The following is a 20,809-nucleotide window of genomic DNA, read 5'->3' as shown; positions in this document are numbered from 1 at the left end:
TGATGTTATTACCCCATGCACCAGTATTGTCCTGGTAGCGGAAATTTGCTCAGCGCAAGCTGGAGGCTGGGCTGCTATGGCGCAAGCGGCATGGGGGCCGGCGCAGGTGGTGGCCTCCGTACGCCGCGCACGGACAGTAATGCCAGCAGCAGGGCAAGCAGCAAGGTGAGGGGAGCGTTGTAAGCCGTGGCACCAAGGGCAAGCAAGGTGGCCAAGCCGCTGCCGCACAGCAATAGCATGAACCAGTGCGCTCGGCGCGTGCGCCGTACGAGCGTCTGGTGCTGCTCTGCCAGCCAGCTATCTCGCGTCGCGGGGTGCATGTTCTGAAGCCAGGCCAGGAATGTGCGCTGGTGTTTGGGGCTCGGGGTCTCGAATTCCCGCCGCGCAGCGCCGTGTTTGAAGCGGATGCGGGTTGATCCGGCATCCAGTATGAAAGATACCCCTACCGCTTCAAATTCGCTCAGGTCCTCGTAACGAAGGGTCTGCAAGCTTTCCAGGCTGTAGTCCGGCGAGCGTAGGCGGACGACCAACAGGGCATCGTGGCAGACCAAGAGCAGGGCATTCTTCACACAGTAGCCAAAGTAGCAGCCGCCGGCCGCTTCCACTGCCTGACGTAGGGCGGGGCCGTGGGTGTTGGCCCTATCCAGCAAGCTATGCAGCACAGGCATATCGGTCTGGAAGTCGTATCCTGGGATACGGTGAGGCGGGAACATAAAGATCGGCAGCATGACAACAAATCGGCTGCCCAGCTCGAGCAGCATGAGTTCCTGGCAGTCGGTAGTACCCTGGCAAAGTTGCGCGGCGAAATCTGCCGAGAACAGCGGCACGCCTATTTTGAACATCTGCATGACAATGACCGCCCACAGGGCGAGGCTGGCCAGTTTGCCTACGTTATCGCGGTTGGCTGGCGTGGCAAATAGCGGAGACGACGCGGGACCAGGGCGCCTATCTCGCCAGATTATATAGCCACCATAGATCATCAGACCGACCATCATGGCCAGGCATAGCTGAAGGAATGGATTCTTCAGGTGGCGCCAACGGTGGCGGCTCAGGTCTTCCTGTAGTGCGCTATCGCCAAACTGGCCCTGTACTTGTCCTTGTGGATCCAGCTGCAGCACCCTGCTGCGGCGTGCCTCGGTGACCAGCCAACTGCCATCGGGCAACATGGCGAGCCCGGCCGGCATGGACCACCAGGGTAACGCGGGTGCAGCCAGGGCTTGGCCTTGCCTATCCATGCGCAGCATACGACCTCGCTGCCAGTTGCGTATGTCACCCGTTATCCACCAGCTTCCATCTGGCCCTGCCTGTGCCTGGTTTGGCGGTACGGCATCGAATGCGGCGGGTAGTAGCACAGCCTTCACCGGCTGTAAGTGGCTATCGTGTGCGAGCAAGCGTGCGTTGTGTCTGTCCAGCAACCACAGCCTGCCATCCGGGCTGAGGCTCATGCTGCTGATATCCTGATAACCTTTGCGCTCGGCAACCAGGGTATCGCCCTGATAAGCGCGCAGCACCCCGGCGTCTTGCTCCAGCACATAGGTAGTATCACTGCTGGCTGCATAGGCCAGCAGCACCGTGCCCATGAAGTACGTCGGTAGCGTGCCGACGATTTGTCCTTGCCGATCCAATCGGTAGACATGGCCGTTGTCTGCCGCATCCAGTAGTACACCACCCTGCTTCCATGCCACCACCACCTTGTAGGCGGTGCTGATCTGTTCGCTTGTATCCACTTCTCCCACTACCTGGCCCTGGAGTTGGGTGATGACCAGGTGGTCATCTATGGCTATCCAGACCCGCTGTTCAGAGTCCAGCGCTATTGGGCCAAGCTTGCGCGCACTGGAAGAAATCAGGAACAGGCCAAGGGCTATCAGCAGGCACAGTACGCTCACAAAGAAGAAGAGGCTCATGCCCATGCCGAGCGGAGGATGGTGGGGCTCGATGGCCGCGTGCTTGATGGGGTTCACTAGCATGGCAGAAGCTACGCTGTGGAGATCTCATTACAGGCTAGTCCAGTTTGTGCGGCCATGTGGAGGCAGCAATGCAGGATGCGCTGTTTTCGCGGGCTGGCAACGGTACAATCTCGCACTCTATCTGTGCGGCCACCAGGCTGCCTTGCCTTCGCTACGAAACAGGAACCACCATGCCCGTCAACCTCAACGCCCCCGACCCCGCCAGCCTGCACGCCGTTCCCGGCATTACCCTGGGCATAGGCAGCGCCGGTATCAAGAAACCCGGCCGCAAGGATGTGCTGGTGATGCTGCTGGCAGAGGGCGCAAAAGTGGCCGGGGTGTTTACCCGCAATCGCTTTTGCGCCGCGCCGGTCCAACTGTGCCGCGAGCATCTGGCCCAGGCTACGCCGCGTGCGCTGGTGGTCAACACCGGCAACGCCAATGCCGGTACCGGGTTGGATGGGCGCGAGCGGGCGCTCAAGGTGTGCGATGCACTGGCAGCGGAGCTGGGTGCCGAGCGCAGCCAGATACTGCCGTTCTCTACCGGGGTGATACTGGAGCCTCTGCCCTTCGAGAAGATCGTGGCAGCGTTGCCAGGCGCAGTGGCCAATCTGTCGCCCGCCAACTGGGCCGATGCCGCCGAGGCCATCATGACCACCGATGTCGTGAGCAAGGCAGCCAGCCGGCAAGTACAGGTGGCAGGGCAGACCATTACCATCACCGGCATCGCCAAGGGCGCCGGTATGATCCACCCCAATATGGCGACCATGCTCGGCTATGTGGCGCTGGATGCCAAGCTGGCCCAGCCGCTGCTGCAGGCCCTGGTCAAGCATGCGGCCGACCGCAGCTTCAACTGCATCACCATTGATGGCGACACCTCGACCAACGACAGCTTCATGCTGATTGCTACCGGCCAGACCGGCGCCGAGATCAGCGATGCCGACAGCGCTGAATACGCGGTGCTGCGTGATGCCGTGACGGCCGTGGCGCAGACCCTGGCACAGGCCATTGTCCGCGATGGTGAAGGCGCCACCAAGTTCATGACCGTGCAAGTGGAGGGTGGCCGTGACGAGAGCGAATGTAAGGCTGTGGGCTATGCCATAGGCCGCTCGCCACTGGTCAAGACGGCCTTTTTTGCTTCGGACCCCAATCTGGGCCGCATCCTGGCTGCCATAGGCTATGCCGGCATCGACGACCTGGATGTGGACAAGCTGGATCTCTACTTGGACGACGTGCTGGTCGCCACCCAGGGCGGTCGCAACCCGGCGTATCGCGAGGAAGACGGCCAGCGCGTGATGAACAAGGCCGAGATACTGATACGCGTGGTGCTGAACCGTGGCCCGGTGGCGGCCACGGTCTGGACCTGTGATTTCAGCTACGACTACGTCAAGATCAACGCGGACTACCGCTCGTGAGCCAGCGCAGCCTCGCGCCACAGATCATTACCGGGCTGGGCTTGATGCTGCTGACGGGCGCCTTGCTGCGGCAGGGGGTGGAGTGGGCTATGGTGGATGTCTGCCTGGACGGTGGCGGCGCTTATGACTATGCCCGCGCCGTCTGCCGCGAGCCCGGCTACAGTGCGGCCATACCCTCTTTGTGGCAACGCAACCCGGCCGTGGTGCTGCTGGCGGGCAGTGGTACGGTGCTGGCACTGCTGGGGGCTGGATTGATCTACCTGAGCCGCCGTGGAGGCGATGATGAATCTTGAGCAGCTGTTGGCCCGGCTGGAAGCCATACTGCCGCCAGCGGACGCCGCGCCGGATTGGTCTGCCACGGCTTTTCGCTGGCGCAAGCAGGCTGCCTTGGGCACCACGGTGGGCTGGCTGGAAGCCGTGCACCAACCGCATCGGCTGCGGCTGGCTGATCTGCAGAACATCGAACCGCAAAAGGCCGAGATCGTCCGCAATACCCGCCAGTTCGTGCAGGGGCGGCTGGCCAACAATGTACTGCTGACCGGCGCACGCGGCACCGGCAAATCCTCGCTGGTCAAAGCCCTGTTGCATGAGTTTGCCGACCAGGGCCTGCGTCTGGTGGAAGTGGACAAGGACGATCTGTGCGACCTGGCCGATATCGTCGCCAAGCTGGCGCATCGCCCGGAGCGCTTTATCGTGTTTTGCGACGACCTGAGCTTTGAGGAGGGCGAGGGCGGTTACAAGGCGCTGAAGTCGGTACTGGACGGCAGTATTGCGGCAACCAGCAGCAATATCCTGATCTATGCCACCTCGAATCGCCGCCATCTGTTGCCAGAGTATTTTGACGAGAACAGCCGTAGCCGCCATGTGGATGGTGAGGTGCACCCGGCCGACGCAGTAGAGGAAAAAATCAGCCTGTCCGAGCGCTTTGGTCTGTGGCTGAGTTTCTATCCCTTCAGCCAAGAGGAATATCTGGCTGCTGCGCGCCATTGGCTGGCGGAGTTTGGCCGGCATGAGTGGAACGAACCCCTGGAGCGTGCTGCGCTCAATTGGGCGCTGGGCCGTGGTTCACGCTCGGGCAGGGTGGCCTGGCAGTTTGCCCGTGATCGGGCAGGGCGCATCAGCTAGGCCGTAGCCGTCCATTACCTATTATCAGGGCAAAGATGACCGAAACCAAGACCACCCATGTTGCCGCCGGCATACTGATACGGCCTGATGGCCAGTTCCTGCTGGGCTCGCGCCCGGAGGGCAAGCCCTATGCCGGCTGGTGGGAGTTCCCAGGGGGCAAGCTGGAGGCGGGCGAGACGCCGCTGCAGGCGCTGGTGCGCGAGTTGCACGAGGAAATGGGCGTGACCGTTTCGATGGCGCAGCCCTGGCTGGTGCAGACCTTCACCTATCCCCATGCCCATGTCAGGCTCAATTTCTTCAAGGTGACCGATTGGCAGGGTGAGCCCCACCCGCATGAAGGGCAGGCATTTGCTTGGCAGGTGCCGGGAGCCTTGACGGTGGACCCGGTGTTGCCCGCCAACACCCCCATCCTGCGTGGCTTGCAGTTGCCGGCGGTGTTACCGTTTTCCAATGTGGCGGAACTGGGCGAGGCGGCCTGGCTGAGGCAGCTGGACCTGGCGCTGGCGCAAGGCCTGCGCTGGCTGGTACTGCGCGAGCCGCAACTGCCAGCCGCGGCCTACGCAGGCCTCGCGGCCGAGGTGCAGGCACGGTTGCAGCCCTATGGGGCTCGCCTGCTGGTGCATGGCCAACCGCAACGGGCGCACGATCTGGGCGCGGCCGGCGTGCATCTGCCTGCGCGGGTGCTGATGGAAACCACCGAACGGCCTGAGGGCTGGTGTGGTGCGTCGGTACATAACGCAACAGAGCTGGCCAGGGCGGCGGAGTTGGGCCTGGACTACGCCGTGCTGGGGGCGATACAGCCTACGCAGAGCCACCCAGGCAGCGCTACGCTGGGCTGGGATGGCTTTGCCGCGCTGGCGGGGCAGGGCTGGCCCTTCCCTGTGTATGGCATTGGTGGTCTCAAGCAGGCCGATCTCGCCGCGGCACAGGCTGCAGGCGCCCAAGGCGTTGCCCTGCTGCGGGCTGCCTGGCAAGGGCTGTCATGAAGCACGCCGGCTGGCTATTGATGACGGTGGCCAGCCTGACGGCACTGCTACTGCTGGCCAATCGCCTGCGGCCCGTGGCACCTCCTTCGGTGCTGACGGCCAGTTGCGCTGATCTGACTCAGCCCTGCCGCATTCCTTATGGTACCCAGGTGGTGGAGGTCCGAGCGTTGCAGCTCCCCTCTGCCCTCAAGCCGTTTCAGCTGGAGGTGCGCGGCCTGGCCGGGCCGATCACCGCCCGCTTTGGCATGGTAGGGATGGATATGGGCCCGATAGCGCTACCGCTCAAGGATGAGCCGGGTGGGGTGGCCGCAGCCCAGGTGGTGCTACCGCTCTGCGTGCAGGGACGCCGCGATTGGCTGCTGTGGCTGGATAGCCAGGCCGGGCGGATAGAAGTACGGTTCGTGGCAGGGGCCTGATCCAGCCATCGGTGCAGCTGGCACAACGTCCCGCCAGGTCCGCAGGGTGATACAGCCGGAATAACGCTGTGGCTGGGGAACATCGCCGCGCTGTGCGAGTCGCAACGGTATCGGCAATCTAACTGCGATTTCGGAATCGACCGCACCGGTTAGCGCGGGCGATTGCTTTATAATCCTGCGTTCTCGCATCACTCCGCCTTATATCCCGCATGAAAAATACTCTGATTGCCCTGGCCGTCGCCTTGTCCGTCCAGGCTGGTGCTGCTGCACTGCCCGTGCCGCCCGCCCCTGATCTGTCGGCAACTGCCTATTTGCTGCTGGACTTCAATAGCGGTACCACCCTGGCTGCCAAGGATGCCGACCGCCGTATTGAACCGGCCTCCCTGACCAAGTTGATGACGGCCTACCTGACCTTCCAGGCGTTGAAGGATGGCCGCATCAAGATGGATCAGCAATTTACGGTATCGGAAAAAGGCTGGCGCACCGAAGGGTCGCGCATGTTTCTTGACCCCAAGAAGCCTGCATCGGTCAGCGACATGATCAAGGGCATGATCGTGCAGAGCGGCAACGATGCCTGCGTGACGCTGGCCGAAGCCATCGCCGGCACCGAGGAAACCTTTGCCGGCATGATGAACCAGCAGGCAGCCCGGCTGGGCATGAAGCACACCCACTTCATGAACTCCACCGGCCTGCCTGATCCGCAGCACTACACCACAGCGCGCGACCTGGGCATCCTGGCGGCCGCCATCATCCGCGATTTTCCGCAGCACTATCCCATCTACTCGATGCGGGATTTCCGTTACAACAATATCTCCCAGCCCAATCGCAACCTGTTGCTGTACCGCGATCCACAAGTCGATGGCATGAAGACCGGCCACACCGACAGCGCAGGCTACTGCCTGGTGGCAAGCAAGCGCGACGGACAGCGTCGGGTGCTCAGTGTGGTGCTGGGTACGGATTCTGACGTTACCCGTGCCAATGAAAGCGCCCGCCTGCTGGGCTATGGCATGCAGTTCTTCGACGTGCCCAAGCTGTTCGCGGCCCGTCAGCCAGTGAGCCAGGTCAAGGTGTACAAGGGGGCCAGCAATACGGTGCCGGTCGGTTTTGATACCGATCAGTATGTGGCGGTGGCCAAGGGGGCCTCGGCCCGCCTGCAGAAACAGGTACTGCTCAAGCCGCATTTGACCGCGCCGGTAGTCGCCGGCCAGGTGGTGGGCAGCATCAAGCTGAGCGTGGATGGCCAGCCCTTGGCCGAGCTGCCGCTTAAGGTACTGACTGCCGTGCCAGAGGCTGGTTTCTTCGGTCGTAGTGTCGATAGCGTCAAGCTGTGGTTCAACTGAGCGCCTGTGCTGGACCGGAGTCATGGATAGGTGGTGAAAGCAGGGACAGACGCCAAGGTAGCTAAGCCGGGGTGGTCGCTGCGCCCGGTGGTTTTGGCCGATCAGGCGGGCTTGACCCGCCTATCGGCGCAATTGGGCTATCCCATTGAAAATCAGCTGCTTGGCCACAATTTGCAGTTCATGCTGGCCAGACCAGACCACAGGGTGCTGGTAGTAGCCGATGCCCAGGGGCAGATACTGGGCTGGGTACATGGCTATGTGCGGGTGGTGCTGGAGGCGGAGCCGGCGGTGGAAGTGGGTGGCCTGGTGGTGGACGTCGCCTGCCGTGGCCAGGGGTTGGGGCGGGCGTTGATGGCGGGTCTGGAGGACTGGGCTCGCACCCAGGCTGTGGGCCGGATCACCCTGCGCTCTGGTATGGAGCGGCCCGAGGCACACTGTTTCTACCTGAGTTTGGGCTATACCGCTATCAAGCAGCAGCAGGCGTTTTCCAAGTCTCTCTAAGGGCTAGCAATGCTTTATCTGAATGGCCGGTTTTGCCGTGCTGAAGATGCCATGATCTCGGCGCTTGATCGCGGCTGCCTGTTTGGCGACGGGGTGTACGAGGTGATCCCTGTCTACTCGCGCAATCCGTTCCGGCTGGATGAGCATCTGGCCCGGCTGGACGCCAGCCTGGCAGCTATCTCGCTGCCCAACCCGCACACACCGCTGCAATGGGCAGAGCTGGTGCGCGAGGTGATACGACTGCAGGCCTACGATGATCAGTCCGTTTACCTGCATGTGACACGCGGCAATGCCGGCGAGCGGGATTTTCCCTTCCCTGCTGGCGTGGCCCCCACTGTGCTGATCAACCCCAGCCCGCTGGTCACGCCATCGCCCGAGGCCAAGGCAAAGGGTGTGCGCGCCATCAGTCATGCCGATTTCCGCTGGCTGCGTTGCGATATCAAATCGCTCAACCTGCTGCCCACGGTGCTGCTGCGCGAGGCGGCCAAACAGCAGGGCTGTGCCGAGTGCCTGATGTTCCGCGATGGCATGTTGACCGAGGGTGCGGCAAGCAATGTATTTGTGGTGAAGCAGGGCGTGATCGCCTGCCCACCCAAGAACCATTTGATACTGCCGGGCATTACCTACGACCTGGTAATAGAGCTTGCGCGCCAGCATGGTGTACCCATGGAGGTACGCCCGGTGACCGAGGCAGAGGTGCGCAATGCCGATGAGCTGTGGATGACCAGCTCCACCCGGGAGGTGCTGGCCATCGTGGAACTCGATGGCCAGGCAGTGGGCGATGGCTGTGTCGGCCCCATGGCCAGGCAGTTGGACCAGTACTACCAGGATTTCAAACGCACCGTGATGCGGGCAGGAAAGGAATAGACGATGAGTGAACAGGATAAACCCCTGCTCGAGTTTCCAACGCGTTTCCCCATCAAGGTGATGGGTGCGCGGCATGATGAATTTTCGCAGACCATATTCGAGCTGGTACGGGTGCATGCGCCGGATATCGTGGCCGAGGATATCGAGCTGCGTATCAGTTCAGGCGGCAATTATGTGTCGCTGACTGTCACGGTGACGGCCATCTCGCAGGCACAGCTGGATGAAATCTATCGCGCCGTGACTGGACACCCCATGGTGAAATACGTGCTATGAGTGCAGGCTTCAGCTTACGCCCGGCGCGGCCGGGAGAGGCCGCGGCACTTAGCGCCATTGCCCATGCAGCCAAGGCCCACTGGGGCTACCCGGCAGAATGGCTGGCGCTTTGGCATGACGGGTTGACCGTCACCGAGCCGGAACTGGCCGCCAATTGGGCCGTGGTGGCCGAACGCGGCAGCGACACGGTCGGTTTTGCCATGGTGGAACGGGTAGACGGCCTGGCCGAGCTGATCCATTGCTGGGTATTGCCGGGCACCATGGGGCAAGGCCTGGGGCGCCAACTGCTGGCGGCCGCCAGGCAGCACCTGGGCCGCAGCGAGCCCTTGCTGATTGCCGCCGAACCCAAGGCTGAAGCCTTCTATCACCGCTTTGGCGCCCGCACCATAGGCATGCTGCCATCCCAGCCCGAAGGCAGGCAGCTGCCATTGATGCTGCTGCAGGACGAGATCATGCTGGCCGGATCGACCGTAGCAAGCCGCTGGCTGGGGGTGCAGGAATACATCCCGACCTGGCGTGCCATGCAGACCATGACCAGCCACCGCAATGGCAACACCTCCGATGAGCTCTGGCTGCTGGAACACCCACCGGTGTTTACGCAAGGCCAGGCCGGCAAGCCGGAACACGTGCTGCAAAGAAGCAATATCCCCATCGTGCCGATAGACCGTGGCGGCCAGGTGACCTACCACGGCCCCGGCCAGTTGATAGGCTATCTGCTGATGGATCTGGGTCGCCGCAAGCTGGGTGTGCGCGAGATGGTGCGCCGTATCGAGCAAAGCATCATCGATCTGCTGGCTGACCATGGCATACGCGCCTATGGCAAGGAAGATGCCCCCGGCGTCTATGTGGACGAAGCCAAGATCGCCTCGCTGGGCTTGCGCATACGCGATGGCAAGTGCTATCACGGCCTGGCCCTGAATGTGGACATGGACCTGTCGCCGTTCAGCCAGATCAATCCCTGTGGCTACGCCGGTTTGCGGGTGATACAGCTGGCCGATTTTGGCATTCGGGAAACGCCGGCCTCGCTTGCACCGCAATTGGCCGCTAAAATCAACGCCTTGCTGGGGCAGGAAGGTACTGCCTCGCCAGCAGACTACGCCCTGAGCGCCAAGCCGGCCGCTAGCTGAGCTGCTTATATAAGGGTGCAGCTGCAAGCTGCTTGGTCTACGCAAGGCGCAGCGCACATCTATCGTATCGGCCTTGCATGGCTGGGGGGCGAAGCGATACATCCTGTGCGCCATGTCGCGTTGCGATCCAGGGTGGCCTGCGGTCGTACCCATAACAAAGAAAGAACCCCCAAGCATGTCCTCGCCCGTCGTTACTACCCCGCCCGCCCGCGCCGAGCAAGGCGTCAAGCTCAAGGGCGAGGCCAAGACTGCCCGCATACCCATCAAGATCGTGCCGCTGGACAAACCGCTGGAAAAGCCGGACTGGATACGCGTCAAGGCGCCCAGCGGCAGCCGTTTCTACGAGATCAAGAACATCCTGCGCGAGCAGAAGCTGCACTCGGTGTGCGAAGAAGCCAGCTGCCCCAATATCGGCGAGTGCTTCGGCAAGGGTACGGCCACCTTCATGATCATGGGCGACATCTGTACCCGCCGTTGCCCCTTCTGCGATGTGGGCCACGGCCGCCCCAATCCGCTGGATACCAACGAACCGCGCCACCTGGCGGAGACCATCGCCGCACTGCGGCTCAAGTATGTGGTGATTACCTCGGTGGACCGGGACGATCTGCGCGACGGCGGTGCCCAGCATTTTGCCGATTGCATCAGCCTGACCCGCGAATTGTCGCCCGGCACCCAGATCGAAGTGCTGGTGCCGGATTTCCGTGGCCGGCTCGATATCGCCATCGATATCCTGACCAAGACAGCGCCAGACGTGATGAACCACAATCTGGAAACCGCGCCGCGCCTCTACAAGCAGGCACGGCCAGGCTCCGACTACCTGCATTCGCTCAAGCTGCTGAAGGACTACAAAGCGCTCAACCCGAATGTGGCGACCAAGAGCGGCATCATGGTGGGCCTGGGCGAGACCGATGAAGAGGTGCTGGAAGTGATGCGCGACATGCGCGCCCACGATATCGACATGATCACCATAGGCCAGTACCTGGCACCGTCGAACTCCCACCTGCCGGTGCTGCGCTATGTCACCCCCGACCAGTTCAAGGCCTTCGAGGCCGAGGCCTACCGCATGGGCTTCAAGCACGCTGCCGTCGGCGCGCTGGTGCGTAGCTCCTACCATGCAGATCAGCAGGCGCATGACGCAGGTTTGTAATGCAGGCACCTTCGCTCAGAGCGACGATAAAAGCGATACAGTCTGACAGGTCTGCGCTTTAAGCCTGGTTAGTAAGAGAAGCCGCCATTGGCGGCTTTTCTTCTGTGTGAGGGTGCCCTGCGCGTTTGCTATGCTTTGATGGTTGCTTCATAACGTGCTGGGTCAGTAGCCGGAAAACGCCGCCGTGTTGATAAGCGGCCCCTGCTAACCCTCCACGCACGACATATAAGCCAGTCAACCTACCTCCCAGGGGTATGCCATGCAAACTGCCGCCAGCCGCCCCGCGCACGAGATACTAGGCCAACCCCTCACCCTGCCCAGCGGCCTGATCCTGCCCAATCGGCTTGCCAAGGCTGCCATGAGTGAAGCCTTGGGTACGGCCGACAATCGTGTGACGCATGCGCTTGAGCAGCTGTATGCGCGGTGGTCCGAAGGGGGCGCCGGCCTATTGATTACCGGCAATGTGATGGTGGATCGGCGCGCCTTGGGCGAGCCTGGCAATATCGTGCTTGAAGACGACAGGGATAGGGAAAGCCTAAGGCGCTGGGCCAGTGCGGGCACGCGCCAGGGCAATCAGCTGTGGATGCAGCTCAACCATCCAGGCAAGCAGGCCCCGCAGGGGCTCAATCGTGAAACCGTAGCACCTTCGGCCGTCCCTTTTGTGCCGGCCCTGCAGCGCTTTTTCGCAACACCGCGAGCGCTGGAGAACGCCGAGATCGAGGACATCATCCAGCGCTTTGGCACGGCAGCACGGCTGGCCAAGGAGGCCGGGTTCACCGGAATCCAGATTCACGGTGCCCATGGCTATCTGGTGGGCCAGTTTCTCTCGCCGCATCACAATGTGCGTGAGGACCAATGGGGCGGTAGCCCGGAAAACCGTCGCCGTTTCGTGTTACGCGTGCTGGCCTCGATCCGCGATGCAGTGGGTAGGCAGTTCCCGGTGGGCATCAAGCTGAACTCGGCCGACTTCCAGAAAGGGGGCTTCGGCGAAGCGGAATCGATAGACACCTTCAAGGCCTTGGCCGCCGCTGGTATCGATATGATAGAGATATCGGGTGGCACCTACGAGGCACCGGCCATGACGGGCATACGCGCCAAGGAAAGCACGCGCCAGCGCGAGGCCTATTTTCTTGAATTTGCCGAAAAAGCCCGTGCCGCTGTCGATACACCCCTGATGTTGACCGGCGGGTTTCGCACGGCAGAGGGCATGGCCGCTGCCATCAACTCTGGCGCCATCGACCTGGTCGGGCTGGCACGGCTGCTCGCCATTGAGCCCGACGCACCGAACCGGCTACTGGCAGGCCACGCCACCTACCATCACGTACGCCCCATCCGTACGGGGATCAAGGCAGTGGATCGTATGGCGCTGATGGAAATCACCTGGTACACCCGCCAGTTACGCCGCATGGGCAAGGGCCGCAATCCCAAGCCGACAGAGTCGGGTTTCAAGTCCTTCCTGATCGGCCTGCTGGAGAATGGCTGGGGCACCTTCAAGACGAAGCGTATGCGGGCGTAGGCGGGGGCTGGCACCAAGCAATGGGGCGGGCTTTGTTTATCATTGCCGAGCAGGTAATTGAAAAACTATTGTTTGTGGAAATTGACCAAACGGGTACCAAAGTGGCCTCGCCAGTGGTCTAAGGCGAGGTCTTACGCGGCGTTGAGAGTTGAGTCAGGGCGGTTCCTCAACCTCAAGCGAAAAAATCGTTCAATGCATCAATTGCTGATCCCGCAACGGAAGAATGAACAGTGCTAAGGTCTGTACGAAACCTTACTCTCGTAACCCTAGGGTCAGCGGGTGCATCGGGAGCAGGTATGTCTAAAGCAGAGAACACTCGCAAGCCTCTCTCTGCACATTGCGGGTCAAATCTTCTATCAAGCCTCTCCGAAAACTCGATACCCAGAGCAGAAGCGACGTTCTCCCAGACTTTTTCCCTAAGCTTCGGCTGACTAACGAGCATCGATGTAATGCTTGTCGCAAGATCGACTACGCTCACTCCTCCGGTAAGAGGTTGAAGTAGCAACGACGCCACGTATGCCTGCCCTGTTGTCGGCAGCTGCAACTGTTCAAGCCCAAATTCATGCTGACGCTCTTCTCCGAGAGTTGACTTAACCTCCAGCCAAGAGCCAGGCAATGAGAAATCGAAGCGCTCGTACGGATCAGCGTGCCAAGCACGTACTGCTTTGGCTGGGTCCTTGCACATAGAGATTACAAACAACTCGCCCCACAACCCAGCGAGTTCACGATTGCCGGGGCGACTAAGAGAGCGGAACAAGTCAATTAGTCGTATAACACTGGCGTGGATATCGGTGGTAGAGGCGACGTCTGGCAGTTGCTCTATGGCAGCGCCAAAGCACCTGATGAACAGTTCATAAAGCTCGGGCACGTCTGCGCGGCAGGACACTACGGCGAACTGGCCCTCAACCGCATCGTTTGTGGTTGTTACTTGGCAAGTGCAATGGAATCGTGCCGATACGCTCTTTAACTCAACTGCCGGCACGTAACTGGCAGAACTGGAATCATGGAGTAAGAAGACTGGGCTACCATCTACCGACTTTGCAAGGAAATCTCGTTGCCGGGATGGCAAGGGAATAGCCGAAAAGTCGACGGCGGATTTTGCCAATGGCAGTCTCGTGAAGTTGGCGAACACCTCCACGTCAGCCCCTTTCTTCCACTAGAAGCGCCTTTCGAAGTTTGGCTGGGACATTTAGCGCAAACCACGTCACATCTTTGATGTCGGCTTTACTCTTGTCCCGTTGATGCGTGCCTAAATCGAATTTGCGAAGCTGTAGTGTAATCCTGTCACTAAAGCAGTGATCACGATCATTCAGCATGCCTGCACTCTGGCTGAAGTATTGATTTATTGGCGCAAAGCGATGCTCCGCAGGCAACCCATGCCCGGCTTCGCGAGTTCGATACCCGGTATCTAGCCTGTTCATGAGGAACACATCCACCTTCAGCGACTCGTCCTCCCTAAGCATCGCTGCTAACCCGATTAGCATAGCCGTGTGTTGCTCGGCGTCACTTGGATCTCGGACCTGGACATTGAGCAGAAAGTCATCAAGCACGTTTCGTAGGGGGATATCGACGATCACATTGTGTGGTGAATCTTTGACTCCGCTCAGAACTGTCGCAGCATTTTCGTCAGGCCCGAAGTCACGCCTCCACTTCGTAACGACATCGATTAACAATGTACGATTTGCAGCCGCCGCATTGTCATCACGCTGCATCACCTTCGGAACTAACCAGCCATTGACGGGGATTCTACGAATGCCAAGGCCGATGACGTTGCCTCGGGTAGGCTTAAGCATTTCGGTCAAAATAAAGTCGCGCCGCCATTTTGCCAGCGGAAGTCCTCGGTGATTGGCTAGTGCTTCACGTACAAACTCTTCATGCTCTATGTACTCGGTGAAAGCGGCCTTCACCGTACCTTGGACAAACACTCGACATAGGCCAAGATATGGCTTCTTATAACCAAAGAAGCGGGCACGTTGCTGCAAGGTATCCGCCGCAGGGGCGGAGCCAAGCGGCCTCGGCATATATGTAATGCACAACCCCTCAACGGTATACCCACGATCCAGTTTCGCGCCGCCGACAAGAATCCAATAGCGAGTAGCCCTCCAATTAACCTTCTTCTCCGCATCCTTTGTTCCATTTACTTCGACGACGTTTAGTTCATCGAAGACTTCATCGAGCAATTCAGCAATCAACTCTCGCAGTGGACGTATGTCTGGAAAACTCTTGGCTAGCGACTCGTACTCGACCTCAAATTTTGCTCCGGCAACAGCCGGATCTGATGCGTGCAGGTCTTCCACAGTGCGCCGCAATGTCTTAAGTGCTTTATCCACCCAAGACTTATAAGTCTTGTGCGACGATGTGGCCATCGCTGGATGTACCATCATTGACCTGTTCCGGTCCTTCGCCTTGATGCCCTTTTCTCTTGTTAGTGAGTGATGTGCCGCAGCCAGCAAGAAGTAGCGCAGCGCCTGCAAGAGTGATTTGGGGGGGCTTACAACATTATTGGTCTTGCTGGGGACTTGCTTGGTCGGAATCTCAACAATCAGGTCTGCGTTGTCTATGAAGAACGCTGTCCCTCCAGTGTAGGATTCCCCAGGGGTTACTAGTTCAGCAAAATTTGGGTTGAGAAAGTCAGTTTGGACAAGGAGCAAGTTTGCTTGCGGGGTCGCCGTGTATTGTAAATACGAGTGATGCGGCAAAACTGCGCGCAAGGTCAATATGGACTTGTAGGTAGTGCTCACTTCGTTGATTGCAGCCAAGCCTGCCTTTATACGGGCGGCCTTGGTATTTAAGCTTGCCTGATCGCTTTCATCGTCAATGATGAGGCTGGGAACGCATGACAAGTCCAATTTGGCCAAAACTTTAGCTAAATCCTCTATGCGCCCACCGTGCTTGAGCACGGTGATAAGCAGCGCCTTCTTGGTGGACTTCTTCTGCCAAGCCTGGAGGCGCGTTTCAATCTGGTTCTTGGCAGAAGTAGTCGGATTCGACAGGTGGTACCAGTGATCACCACCGTCATCGATTCCCAAATCTTTCTTTAGTCGCTCTTCAGACTGATCCCGTAAATTATTCTTCGTGCCCGCCAAGACTATGATCATGCCGTACCCATTGTCGCGGGCCAGGGCGATCACTGTCTCGAATGAGAGCGTTTTCCCGCTCTGGACGTACCCTACAACCAACCCTGTTTCAGGGTCTTCTTCTATATTTCCCGGAGGAAGGCACCGTCCCAAGATACGCTGCGCTTCATGCAATATGGAGTCTGCTCCCTCGGTCAAGGCCGCATAGCTCGGTCCATTTGCATCTTTCGACTTGCTCTTGAGAAACTCGATGGTGAACTCACCTTGCTCTGGCACCCAACGAAGCGGTGGCTTAACGGTCTTCAAGATTTTGATCGAAGTTGTCATTTGGTTAGCGCCACTTGACTCAATGCTCCACGCATGAGGTAGTTGAGATGATAGAGAACCGAGTCGGGTGCTTCACCAGTGATGTCTTCCGCTAACACTAGCGCTATTGCGACAGCCGCAGCCACCCGAAGCATGAGCTCGATATTTTCATTGCTTGCCCCTAGGAATTCGGATGAGAACGGATGTGCAAGCGCAAGGTCTACGCATATACGCCTCACCAGATCTTCATCGCCGCATTCTGATTGTTGCTTGGCAAGCGATACCCAATCTTCACGGGCCGGATCCACCGAAGTCCGGAGAGTAATTATCCATTGCCAAGTCCCATCATCTATTTCAATAGCCCTCTCCGAAGCCTGCAACGGCCCCCTTGGCATCGAATCCGGTATCGGCGGTACATCGAGGGCTGGGTTGCTCTGCGCTTCCAATAGCAGTGGTGCTATGTGTTTTTCAAGATACTGAGCGACGACAAAGGTAGCGGCCTCAGCTTTTACTTCAATATTCTTTTTCGACGGGAGGGCTCGGTAGTTTTCGGCTTGAGCTAGGAGATCCAATGGCTCCAGTTCAAGTTTTTCCTTCAAGCAGTCAAGAAAAACGTCTTCATATTGTTCCCAGCGGAATCCATCTTTCGTATGACTTACCTCAAATCCTTCCACATGTAGTTCGCCAAAGAGTCGCTGGTATGGGTAACTATTGGTTTGCTTAAAGATATGACTGGGGCGGTAGGTTTCGTCATAACTGCCCTCGATTAATCTATCACGGCGAAAGAGCGCAAAACCTGCAAACGGGGTAGAGCCAATTTCACGTAGCGCCGCAAAACCTGTGACATGCTGCCCCTCGCCAAAATCCAAGGAGATGTTCTTTCTCCATAGAACCGAGTGAGCATTCTCACCTAAAGCAGCTACACCAGGTGATGTATACTGTACAGCATGCAAAATTGCTGGTGTCTCGTAGACTAGACACTCTCCATTGAATTTCAGCGTCATGCGTCCGTCGCGTAGGAACACCCTATAGATACTGGCAAGATGTTCCTTTATCTTGCCAAGCGTACGCCCCTGAGGAACATGGTGTAGTCCGCGCAAAGTAACGACAGTGTAGTGGGCGGACAGATTGTCAATGTCGCGAGCGGTGGTGTCCAAACTTTCAATCTTATTGTCGACAATGTGCCTTATGTCAAAATTGATCGTGCGCTCTAACTGCTCGCCCAGAGCCTTTGTTCGTACGCTCCAGTTCTCAGCAAACCAGCATGCGGCGCTTTTCATCCCCATGCCAAATTCGGACAGGCCGCTTCGATCCGTAGGGACGTGTGCCGCTCGAAATGCTCTTGGGAAGTCCGCCTCTGAAATTCCCGCCGCATTGTCGGTTACAACGATTTGGCCCGGCGCATTAGTGTCTAAGCGCACATCGACAACAAGGCGGAAATCCGTACCGTGCAAAGATTCTAGAGTTTCTCGATTTGCAAGATAGCTCTGAAGAGAGTTATCAATGAACTCGGCTAGTGCAAACCACGCCTTATAGTTCAGGTGCCTAAGCACAGACAGCATTGTTACTTCTGGACGTATTTCGATCAGTCCCTTTAGCTCCTCCACCGACTCTACAGGCATGCAGTCTCCAGTTCTTGCGCCTGCGCCTCTTTGCAGACTGTTTGATGGATGGGGAAAGTTGCAAGCAGCGCTCTAGCAACCATTTCCACAACATTGGAGTTCACTGCATTCCCAAGAGCAGCAAACGCCTGTGTCGCGCTAGCAGGTAGGCCTTTCAATGCATCTAGACTTTGAAGTCGCGCACATTCCCGAGGGGTCATGTAGCGCTTCTGCCAACCAATGATTGGTACTTGCGTATCAGTCATTGCAATAAGGCTGGGAGCGGTCGTGCGACGCTTGACGCGAACACCGGACGCACGGAACTGGATTACATATTCCCAAATGTTGCGCCTACCACCTTTGATATTCCATTCGAACTTTTGCAAGCTAGAGGGGAACTTCAAAATCTTCGGAAGCCAAGGGTTAATCCAAGCTTTATTGTCTTCGTAGAACTGGCGGTTCTGTCGAATGAAGTCCTTCTTCCACTTTGGAAAGTGGAACTGCTCTGTACGTGCGTGACTGGGAAGCGCGGCCCAACGATCCTCAAGGTTGCGCATACGCCCAATCATCGCGCCGTGGCTACCTTTGAAGCCCTTGAGTCCATCTAGCCCCAGAAGCGTTTTCAAAGCGTAAGGTGTCGTATCCTCGTATGGGTACGTAGCTCCCCACTCCATAGACCAAAGCGGGAAAGAGGGAAGTTCGACTTCGGGAGGGCTCGCTCTCAGGAATTCATCCCAAACCTCTAAACACTCGTTAACCTGAGCAGATAAGCGCTTTGCTTCTTCCGGATGGTCGTCGAGAACGCTATCAATGCTAGTCGGGTCATCACTGGTCGCTGGCCATTCGAACGAGTCTAGCGAGTGCAACGAACCAACAATGTAGACCCGCTCGCGTATCTGTGGGATGCCAAAATTGTGAGGCGAGAACTGATTGACCCGGATATTGTAGCCAAGCCCATTCTCACCTTTGCCAAGAATTTTTTGGATCTCAGCCCATGTGCGCCCTTCATCATGCTTTAGCAGATTCGGAACGTTCTCCAAAACAAAAAACGTTGGCTGCTTCGCCGCCAAGATAGTAGCAACATTGAAGAAGAGATCGCCTTGTTCCGTACACTCAAAGCCAAGTTGTTCGCCTGCCTTGGAGAACGGTTGACATGGAAAGCCAGCGGTCAGAACATCATGCGCAGGTACGCTCTCGGGATCGACCTTGGTGATGTCGCCCTCGGGCAGAAGTCCGAAGTTCTCTAAATAGAGCTTACGTAGATGAGGTTTCCACTCAGCCGCAAAAACACACTGACCACCAAGACGAGACAGGGCAAGGTGGAAGCCGCCTAGGCCTGCGAAAAGATCGATAAATTTAAATGATTGCATATGTCGGGCTTAGTTATTAATTCTTTGCGCCGAACGCCGTTAACGTATCCACAATAGACCGTCCTCGCCAATATCGACGATCAGACCTAGACGCCTAAAAGCAAGTCGCGAAAAAGAGAACTATCGTTCTCTTTCTATCCTTCATTGGTCGGGCTGTCAAGGCATAGCCTCCTTGGGGAAGCGAAGTGTCGGGTAGAGCCACCGTCGAGCTAACCGAAGGTCACGGCAGTGCTTGAGCATAGCACGGCCGTTGCTCTGCAACGCAGAGCCGCCCAGGGATCGGTGGAACTTCCAGGCGAAATATATTGGACTCCTATTGATTGAGTGCGCACTCGTCCTGGTTACGCTCGGCTACCAGTAACCCATACCCTCTTATTGCTCCAATTCCGCTGCACGCTGCTCTTGCGCAAACGAGACGGTCCGCTGAATCCCTGCTGGTGACAGTAGGTGAATCGTAGTCAGCAATGCCGCTTCGTCATCTGAGTCGGCGACTTTCCTACCACCGCAAGTCCGCTACACCACAATCACTTCGGGCAAGGCAAAACCGTTGAAGGTAGAGCCGCAGGCGTTGCTATAGGCGCCGGCATTGCGCACATAGACGAAGTCGCCCTCGGTCAGGTCGGCCGGCAGGGGCTGGCTGCGGGTACAGATGTCCATGGAATCGCAGGTGGGGCCGGCAACTACCCAGGGTACGATATCGCCCTGGCGGTCGCTGCGCATGTCGTATTCGATGCCGGTGGTGGTTTCCAGTAGGCCGTTGAATACGCCGGTGTCCAGATAGGCCCAGGGTTGGCCTTTGCGTACGGTCTGGCCGATGACGCGGGTTACCAGCCAGCCGGCGTCGGATACCAGGAAGCGGCCGGGCTCGGCCATGATGCGGATATCGTCGGGTACGGCGGCGAGGGCGGCGTTGATGATCTCGGCAATCTGCCGTATCGATGGGATGGCGGCCCGGTGCTCTACCGGGAAGCCGCCGCCCAGGTTGAGCAGGCGGGGCTTGAGGCCCCGGGTGCGCATGGTGTCGAACAGTGCGACGGCGGCTTCTATGCCGATGCGCCAGTTGTCCGGATTGAGGCATTGCGAGCCGGCGTGGAAGGTGGCGCCGGCCAGGTCGGCGCCGAGCTTGACGGCTTCGTCCAGGATGGCCTCGATCTCCTCTTCGAACACGCCGAATTTTTCTGACAAGGGCGAGACCGAGCCTTCGTTGCTGGTGTGCAGGCGCAGGTAGAAGCTGGCGTCGGGCTTGATGCCATGCACCTTGCGCAGCTCGCTGACCGAATCCACCACATACCATTGCACGCCGGCCTTTGCTGCCAGGGCGATGGCTTCGCGCGCGCGCATGGGGTTGCTGAAGTACAGCGTCTCTGCGGGCACACCCAGGGCCAGGCAGGCATCCAGTTCGGCCGGGGAGGCGATCTCAAAGCCTGCACCTTCCTCGTGCAATACCGCCAGCACCGCCTGGGTGGGATTGCACTTGACGGCGTAGTGCGGCGTTACGCGGGGCAGCGCGGCCTTGAAGCGGCGGACTTTCTCGCGCAATACGTCGCTGTCCATCAACAGAAAGGGGCCTTGATAGCCGTGCTGCAGTTGCTGGCGCACCAGATTGAAATCGGCTTGGGGTTCGCGGTGGGGATCAAAGCTGCGGCGCATGGCTATCGTACTCGGTTTGCTGGACGCGGCAGTTTAGAGCAGCGGCCTGAATTGTTGTAGCGTGGCAGGGCACTGCTACGCGGCGGTGGCGACAGCGCAACGCTGCTTCGCCATAATGGCCGCCGCCATCAAAATGATAAGCAGGA

18 protein-coding genes and 1 pseudogene are annotated in these 20,809 nt (G+C 58.7%); 13 read left to right on the top strand and 6 right to left on the bottom strand.

What is annotated here, in order from left to right:
- Positions 1-74: 74 nt before the first annotated feature.
- Positions 75-1,967 (bottom strand): NHL repeat-containing protein, encoded by a 1,893-nt coding sequence (locus QWZ03_RS02655; protein ID WP_290331311.1) that lies wholly within the window; start codon positions 1,965-1,967, stop codon positions 75-77.
- Between the two features lie 170 nt (positions 1,968-2,137).
- On the opposite strand from QWZ03_RS02655, the gene argJ reads away from it, so the two are divergent.
- The 13 genes and pseudogenes from argJ to QWZ03_RS02595 all read left to right on the top strand — a co-directional run bounded on the left by argJ (position 2,138) and on the right by QWZ03_RS02595 (position 12,659).
- The gene (argJ, locus tag QWZ03_RS02650; RefSeq protein WP_290331310.1) at positions 2,138-3,361 is read left to right on the top strand and encodes a bifunctional glutamate N-acetyltransferase/amino-acid acetyltransferase ArgJ; all 1,224 of its coding nucleotides are present in this window, start codon (positions 2,138-2,140) and stop codon (positions 3,359-3,361) included.
- Positions 3,358-3,654, top strand: coding sequence for a hypothetical protein (locus tag QWZ03_RS02645; protein WP_290331309.1), 297 nt, complete (start codon positions 3,358-3,360; stop codon positions 3,652-3,654). Before argJ ends, QWZ03_RS02645 begins: the two co-directional genes overlap by 4 nt.
- Positions 3,641-4,486 (top strand): ATP-binding protein, encoded by an 846-nt coding sequence (locus QWZ03_RS02640; RefSeq protein WP_290331307.1) that lies wholly within the window; start codon positions 3,641-3,643, stop codon positions 4,484-4,486. The genes QWZ03_RS02645 and QWZ03_RS02640 overlap by 14 nt, the downstream gene beginning before the upstream one ends.
- 35 nt (positions 4,487-4,521) lie before the next feature.
- Complete coding sequence (locus QWZ03_RS02635; RefSeq protein WP_290331306.1) at positions 4,522-5,472, top strand: Nudix family hydrolase; 951 nt, start codon at positions 4,522-4,524, stop codon at positions 5,470-5,472.
- Positions 5,469-5,888, top strand: coding sequence for a hypothetical protein (locus QWZ03_RS02630; protein WP_290331304.1), 420 nt, complete (start codon positions 5,469-5,471; stop codon positions 5,886-5,888). Before QWZ03_RS02635 ends, QWZ03_RS02630 begins: the two co-directional genes overlap by 4 nt.
- A gap of 209 nt (positions 5,889-6,097) precedes the next feature.
- The gene (locus tag QWZ03_RS02625; RefSeq protein WP_290331302.1) at positions 6,098-7,228 is read left to right on the top strand and encodes a D-alanyl-D-alanine carboxypeptidase family protein; all 1,131 of its coding nucleotides are present in this window, start codon (positions 6,098-6,100) and stop codon (positions 7,226-7,228) included.
- 33 nt (positions 7,229-7,261) lie between these two features.
- A complete protein-coding gene (locus QWZ03_RS02620) occupies positions 7,262-7,729 on the top strand; it encodes a GNAT family N-acetyltransferase (RefSeq protein ID WP_290331301.1) in 468 nt (155 codons plus the stop codon).
- A gap of 9 nt (positions 7,730-7,738) precedes the next feature.
- Positions 7,739-8,596 (top strand): D-amino acid aminotransferase, encoded by an 858-nt coding sequence (locus tag QWZ03_RS02615; protein ID WP_290331300.1) that lies wholly within the window; start codon positions 7,739-7,741, stop codon positions 8,594-8,596.
- A 3-nt stretch (positions 8,597-8,599) separates the two neighbouring features.
- A complete protein-coding gene (locus tag QWZ03_RS02610; RefSeq protein ID WP_284194572.1) occupies positions 8,600-8,869 on the top strand; it encodes a YbeD family protein in 270 nt (89 codons plus the stop codon).
- Positions 8,866-9,246, top strand: a pseudogene (locus QWZ03_RS20875) (GNAT family N-acetyltransferase); the annotation flags it as partial. The gene QWZ03_RS02610 and the pseudogene QWZ03_RS20875, both read left to right, overlap by 4 nt.
- A gap of 75 nt (positions 9,247-9,321) precedes the next feature.
- Entirely contained in the window at positions 9,322-9,996 is a 675-nt protein-coding gene (lipB, locus tag QWZ03_RS20870; protein ID WP_308447504.1) for a lipoyl(octanoyl) transferase LipB, read from the top strand.
- Positions 9,997-10,171: 175 nt separating this feature from the next.
- On the top strand, positions 10,172-11,143 hold the full coding sequence (gene lipA / locus QWZ03_RS02600) for a lipoyl synthase (protein WP_308446971.1): 972 nt from the start codon (positions 10,172-10,174) through the stop codon (positions 11,141-11,143).
- Between the two features lie 259 nt (positions 11,144-11,402).
- The gene (locus QWZ03_RS02595) at positions 11,403-12,659 is read left to right on the top strand and encodes an NADH:flavin oxidoreductase/NADH oxidase family protein (protein ID WP_290331298.1); all 1,257 of its coding nucleotides are present in this window, start codon (positions 11,403-11,405) and stop codon (positions 12,657-12,659) included.
- Between the two features lie 172 nt (positions 12,660-12,831).
- Here QWZ03_RS02595 and QWZ03_RS20950 read toward each other — a convergent pair whose 3' ends face one another.
- The 5 genes from QWZ03_RS20950 to QWZ03_RS02575 all read right to left on the bottom strand — a co-directional run bounded on the left by QWZ03_RS20950 (position 12,832) and on the right by QWZ03_RS02575 (position 20,663).
- A complete protein-coding gene (locus QWZ03_RS20950) occupies positions 12,832-13,545 on the bottom strand; it encodes a PD-(D/E)XK motif protein (protein WP_505538574.1) in 714 nt (237 codons plus the stop codon).
- A 253-nt stretch (positions 13,546-13,798) separates the two neighbouring features.
- Positions 13,799-16,063, bottom strand: a complete 2,265-nt coding sequence (locus QWZ03_RS02590; RefSeq protein ID WP_290331297.1) for a Z1 domain-containing protein — start codon at positions 16,061-16,063, stop codon at positions 13,799-13,801.
- Positions 16,060-17,664: an ATP-binding protein gene (locus QWZ03_RS02585; RefSeq protein WP_290331296.1), complete on the bottom strand. Its 1,605-nt coding sequence runs from the start codon at positions 17,662-17,664 to the stop codon at positions 16,060-16,062. Before QWZ03_RS02585 ends, QWZ03_RS02590 begins: the two co-directional genes overlap by 4 nt.
- Complete coding sequence (locus QWZ03_RS02580) at positions 17,655-19,013, bottom strand: DNA cytosine methyltransferase (RefSeq protein WP_290331295.1); 1,359 nt, start codon at positions 19,011-19,013, stop codon at positions 17,655-17,657. The genes QWZ03_RS02585 and QWZ03_RS02580 overlap by 10 nt, the downstream gene beginning before the upstream one ends.
- A gap of 513 nt (positions 19,014-19,526) precedes the next feature.
- A complete protein-coding gene (locus tag QWZ03_RS02575; RefSeq protein WP_290331294.1) occupies positions 19,527-20,663 on the bottom strand; it encodes a type III PLP-dependent enzyme in 1,137 nt (378 codons plus the stop codon).
- Positions 20,664-20,809 lie beyond the last annotated feature (146 nt).

It is taken from the genome of Chitinimonas viridis, from assembly GCF_030409555.1.
Taxonomy (GTDB): Bacteria; Pseudomonadota; Gammaproteobacteria; order Burkholderiales; family Chitinimonadaceae; genus Chitinimonas; species Chitinimonas viridis.
This window is presented reverse-complemented; position numbering and strand designations above follow the sequence as displayed.

Bases quoted from the DNA above. Each gene is read 5' to 3' on its own strand.
- QWZ03_RS02655 (WP_290331311.1), bottom strand. From the start codon at position 1,967: ATGCTAGTGAACCCCATCAAGCACGCGGCCATCGAGCCCCACCATCCT.
- argJ (WP_290331310.1), top strand. From the start codon at position 2,138: ATGCCCGTCAACCTCAACGCCCCCGACCCCGCCAGCCTGCACGCCGTT.
- QWZ03_RS02640 (WP_290331307.1), top strand. From the start codon at position 3,641: ATGATGAATCTTGAGCAGCTGTTGGCCCGGCTGGAAGCCATACTGCCG.
- QWZ03_RS02635 (WP_290331306.1), top strand. From the start codon at position 4,522: ATGACCGAAACCAAGACCACCCATGTTGCCGCCGGCATACTGATACGG.
- QWZ03_RS02630 (WP_290331304.1), top strand. From the start codon at position 5,469: ATGAAGCACGCCGGCTGGCTATTGATGACGGTGGCCAGCCTGACGGCA.
- QWZ03_RS02625 (WP_290331302.1), top strand. From the start codon at position 6,098: ATGAAAAATACTCTGATTGCCCTGGCCGTCGCCTTGTCCGTCCAGGCT.
- QWZ03_RS02615 (WP_290331300.1), top strand. From the start codon at position 7,739: ATGCTTTATCTGAATGGCCGGTTTTGCCGTGCTGAAGATGCCATGATC.
- QWZ03_RS02610 (WP_284194572.1), top strand. From the start codon at position 8,600: ATGAGTGAACAGGATAAACCCCTGCTCGAGTTTCCAACGCGTTTCCCC.
- lipB (WP_308447504.1), top strand. From the start codon at position 9,322: ATGCTGGCCGGATCGACCGTAGCAAGCCGCTGGCTGGGGGTGCAGGAA.
- lipA (WP_308446971.1), top strand. From the start codon at position 10,172: ATGTCCTCGCCCGTCGTTACTACCCCGCCCGCCCGCGCCGAGCAAGGC.
- QWZ03_RS02595 (WP_290331298.1), top strand. From the start codon at position 11,403: ATGCAAACTGCCGCCAGCCGCCCCGCGCACGAGATACTAGGCCAACCC.
- QWZ03_RS02590 (WP_290331297.1), bottom strand. From the start codon at position 16,063: ATGACAACTTCGATCAAAATCTTGAAGACCGTTAAGCCACCGCTTCGT.
- QWZ03_RS02585 (WP_290331296.1), bottom strand. From the start codon at position 17,664: ATGCCTGTAGAGTCGGTGGAGGAGCTAAAGGGACTGATCGAAATACGT.
- QWZ03_RS02580 (WP_290331295.1), bottom strand. From the start codon at position 19,013: ATGCAATCATTTAAATTTATCGATCTTTTCGCAGGCCTAGGCGGCTTC.
- QWZ03_RS02575 (WP_290331294.1), bottom strand. From the start codon at position 20,663: ATGCGCCGCAGCTTTGATCCCCACCGCGAACCCCAAGCCGATTTCAAT.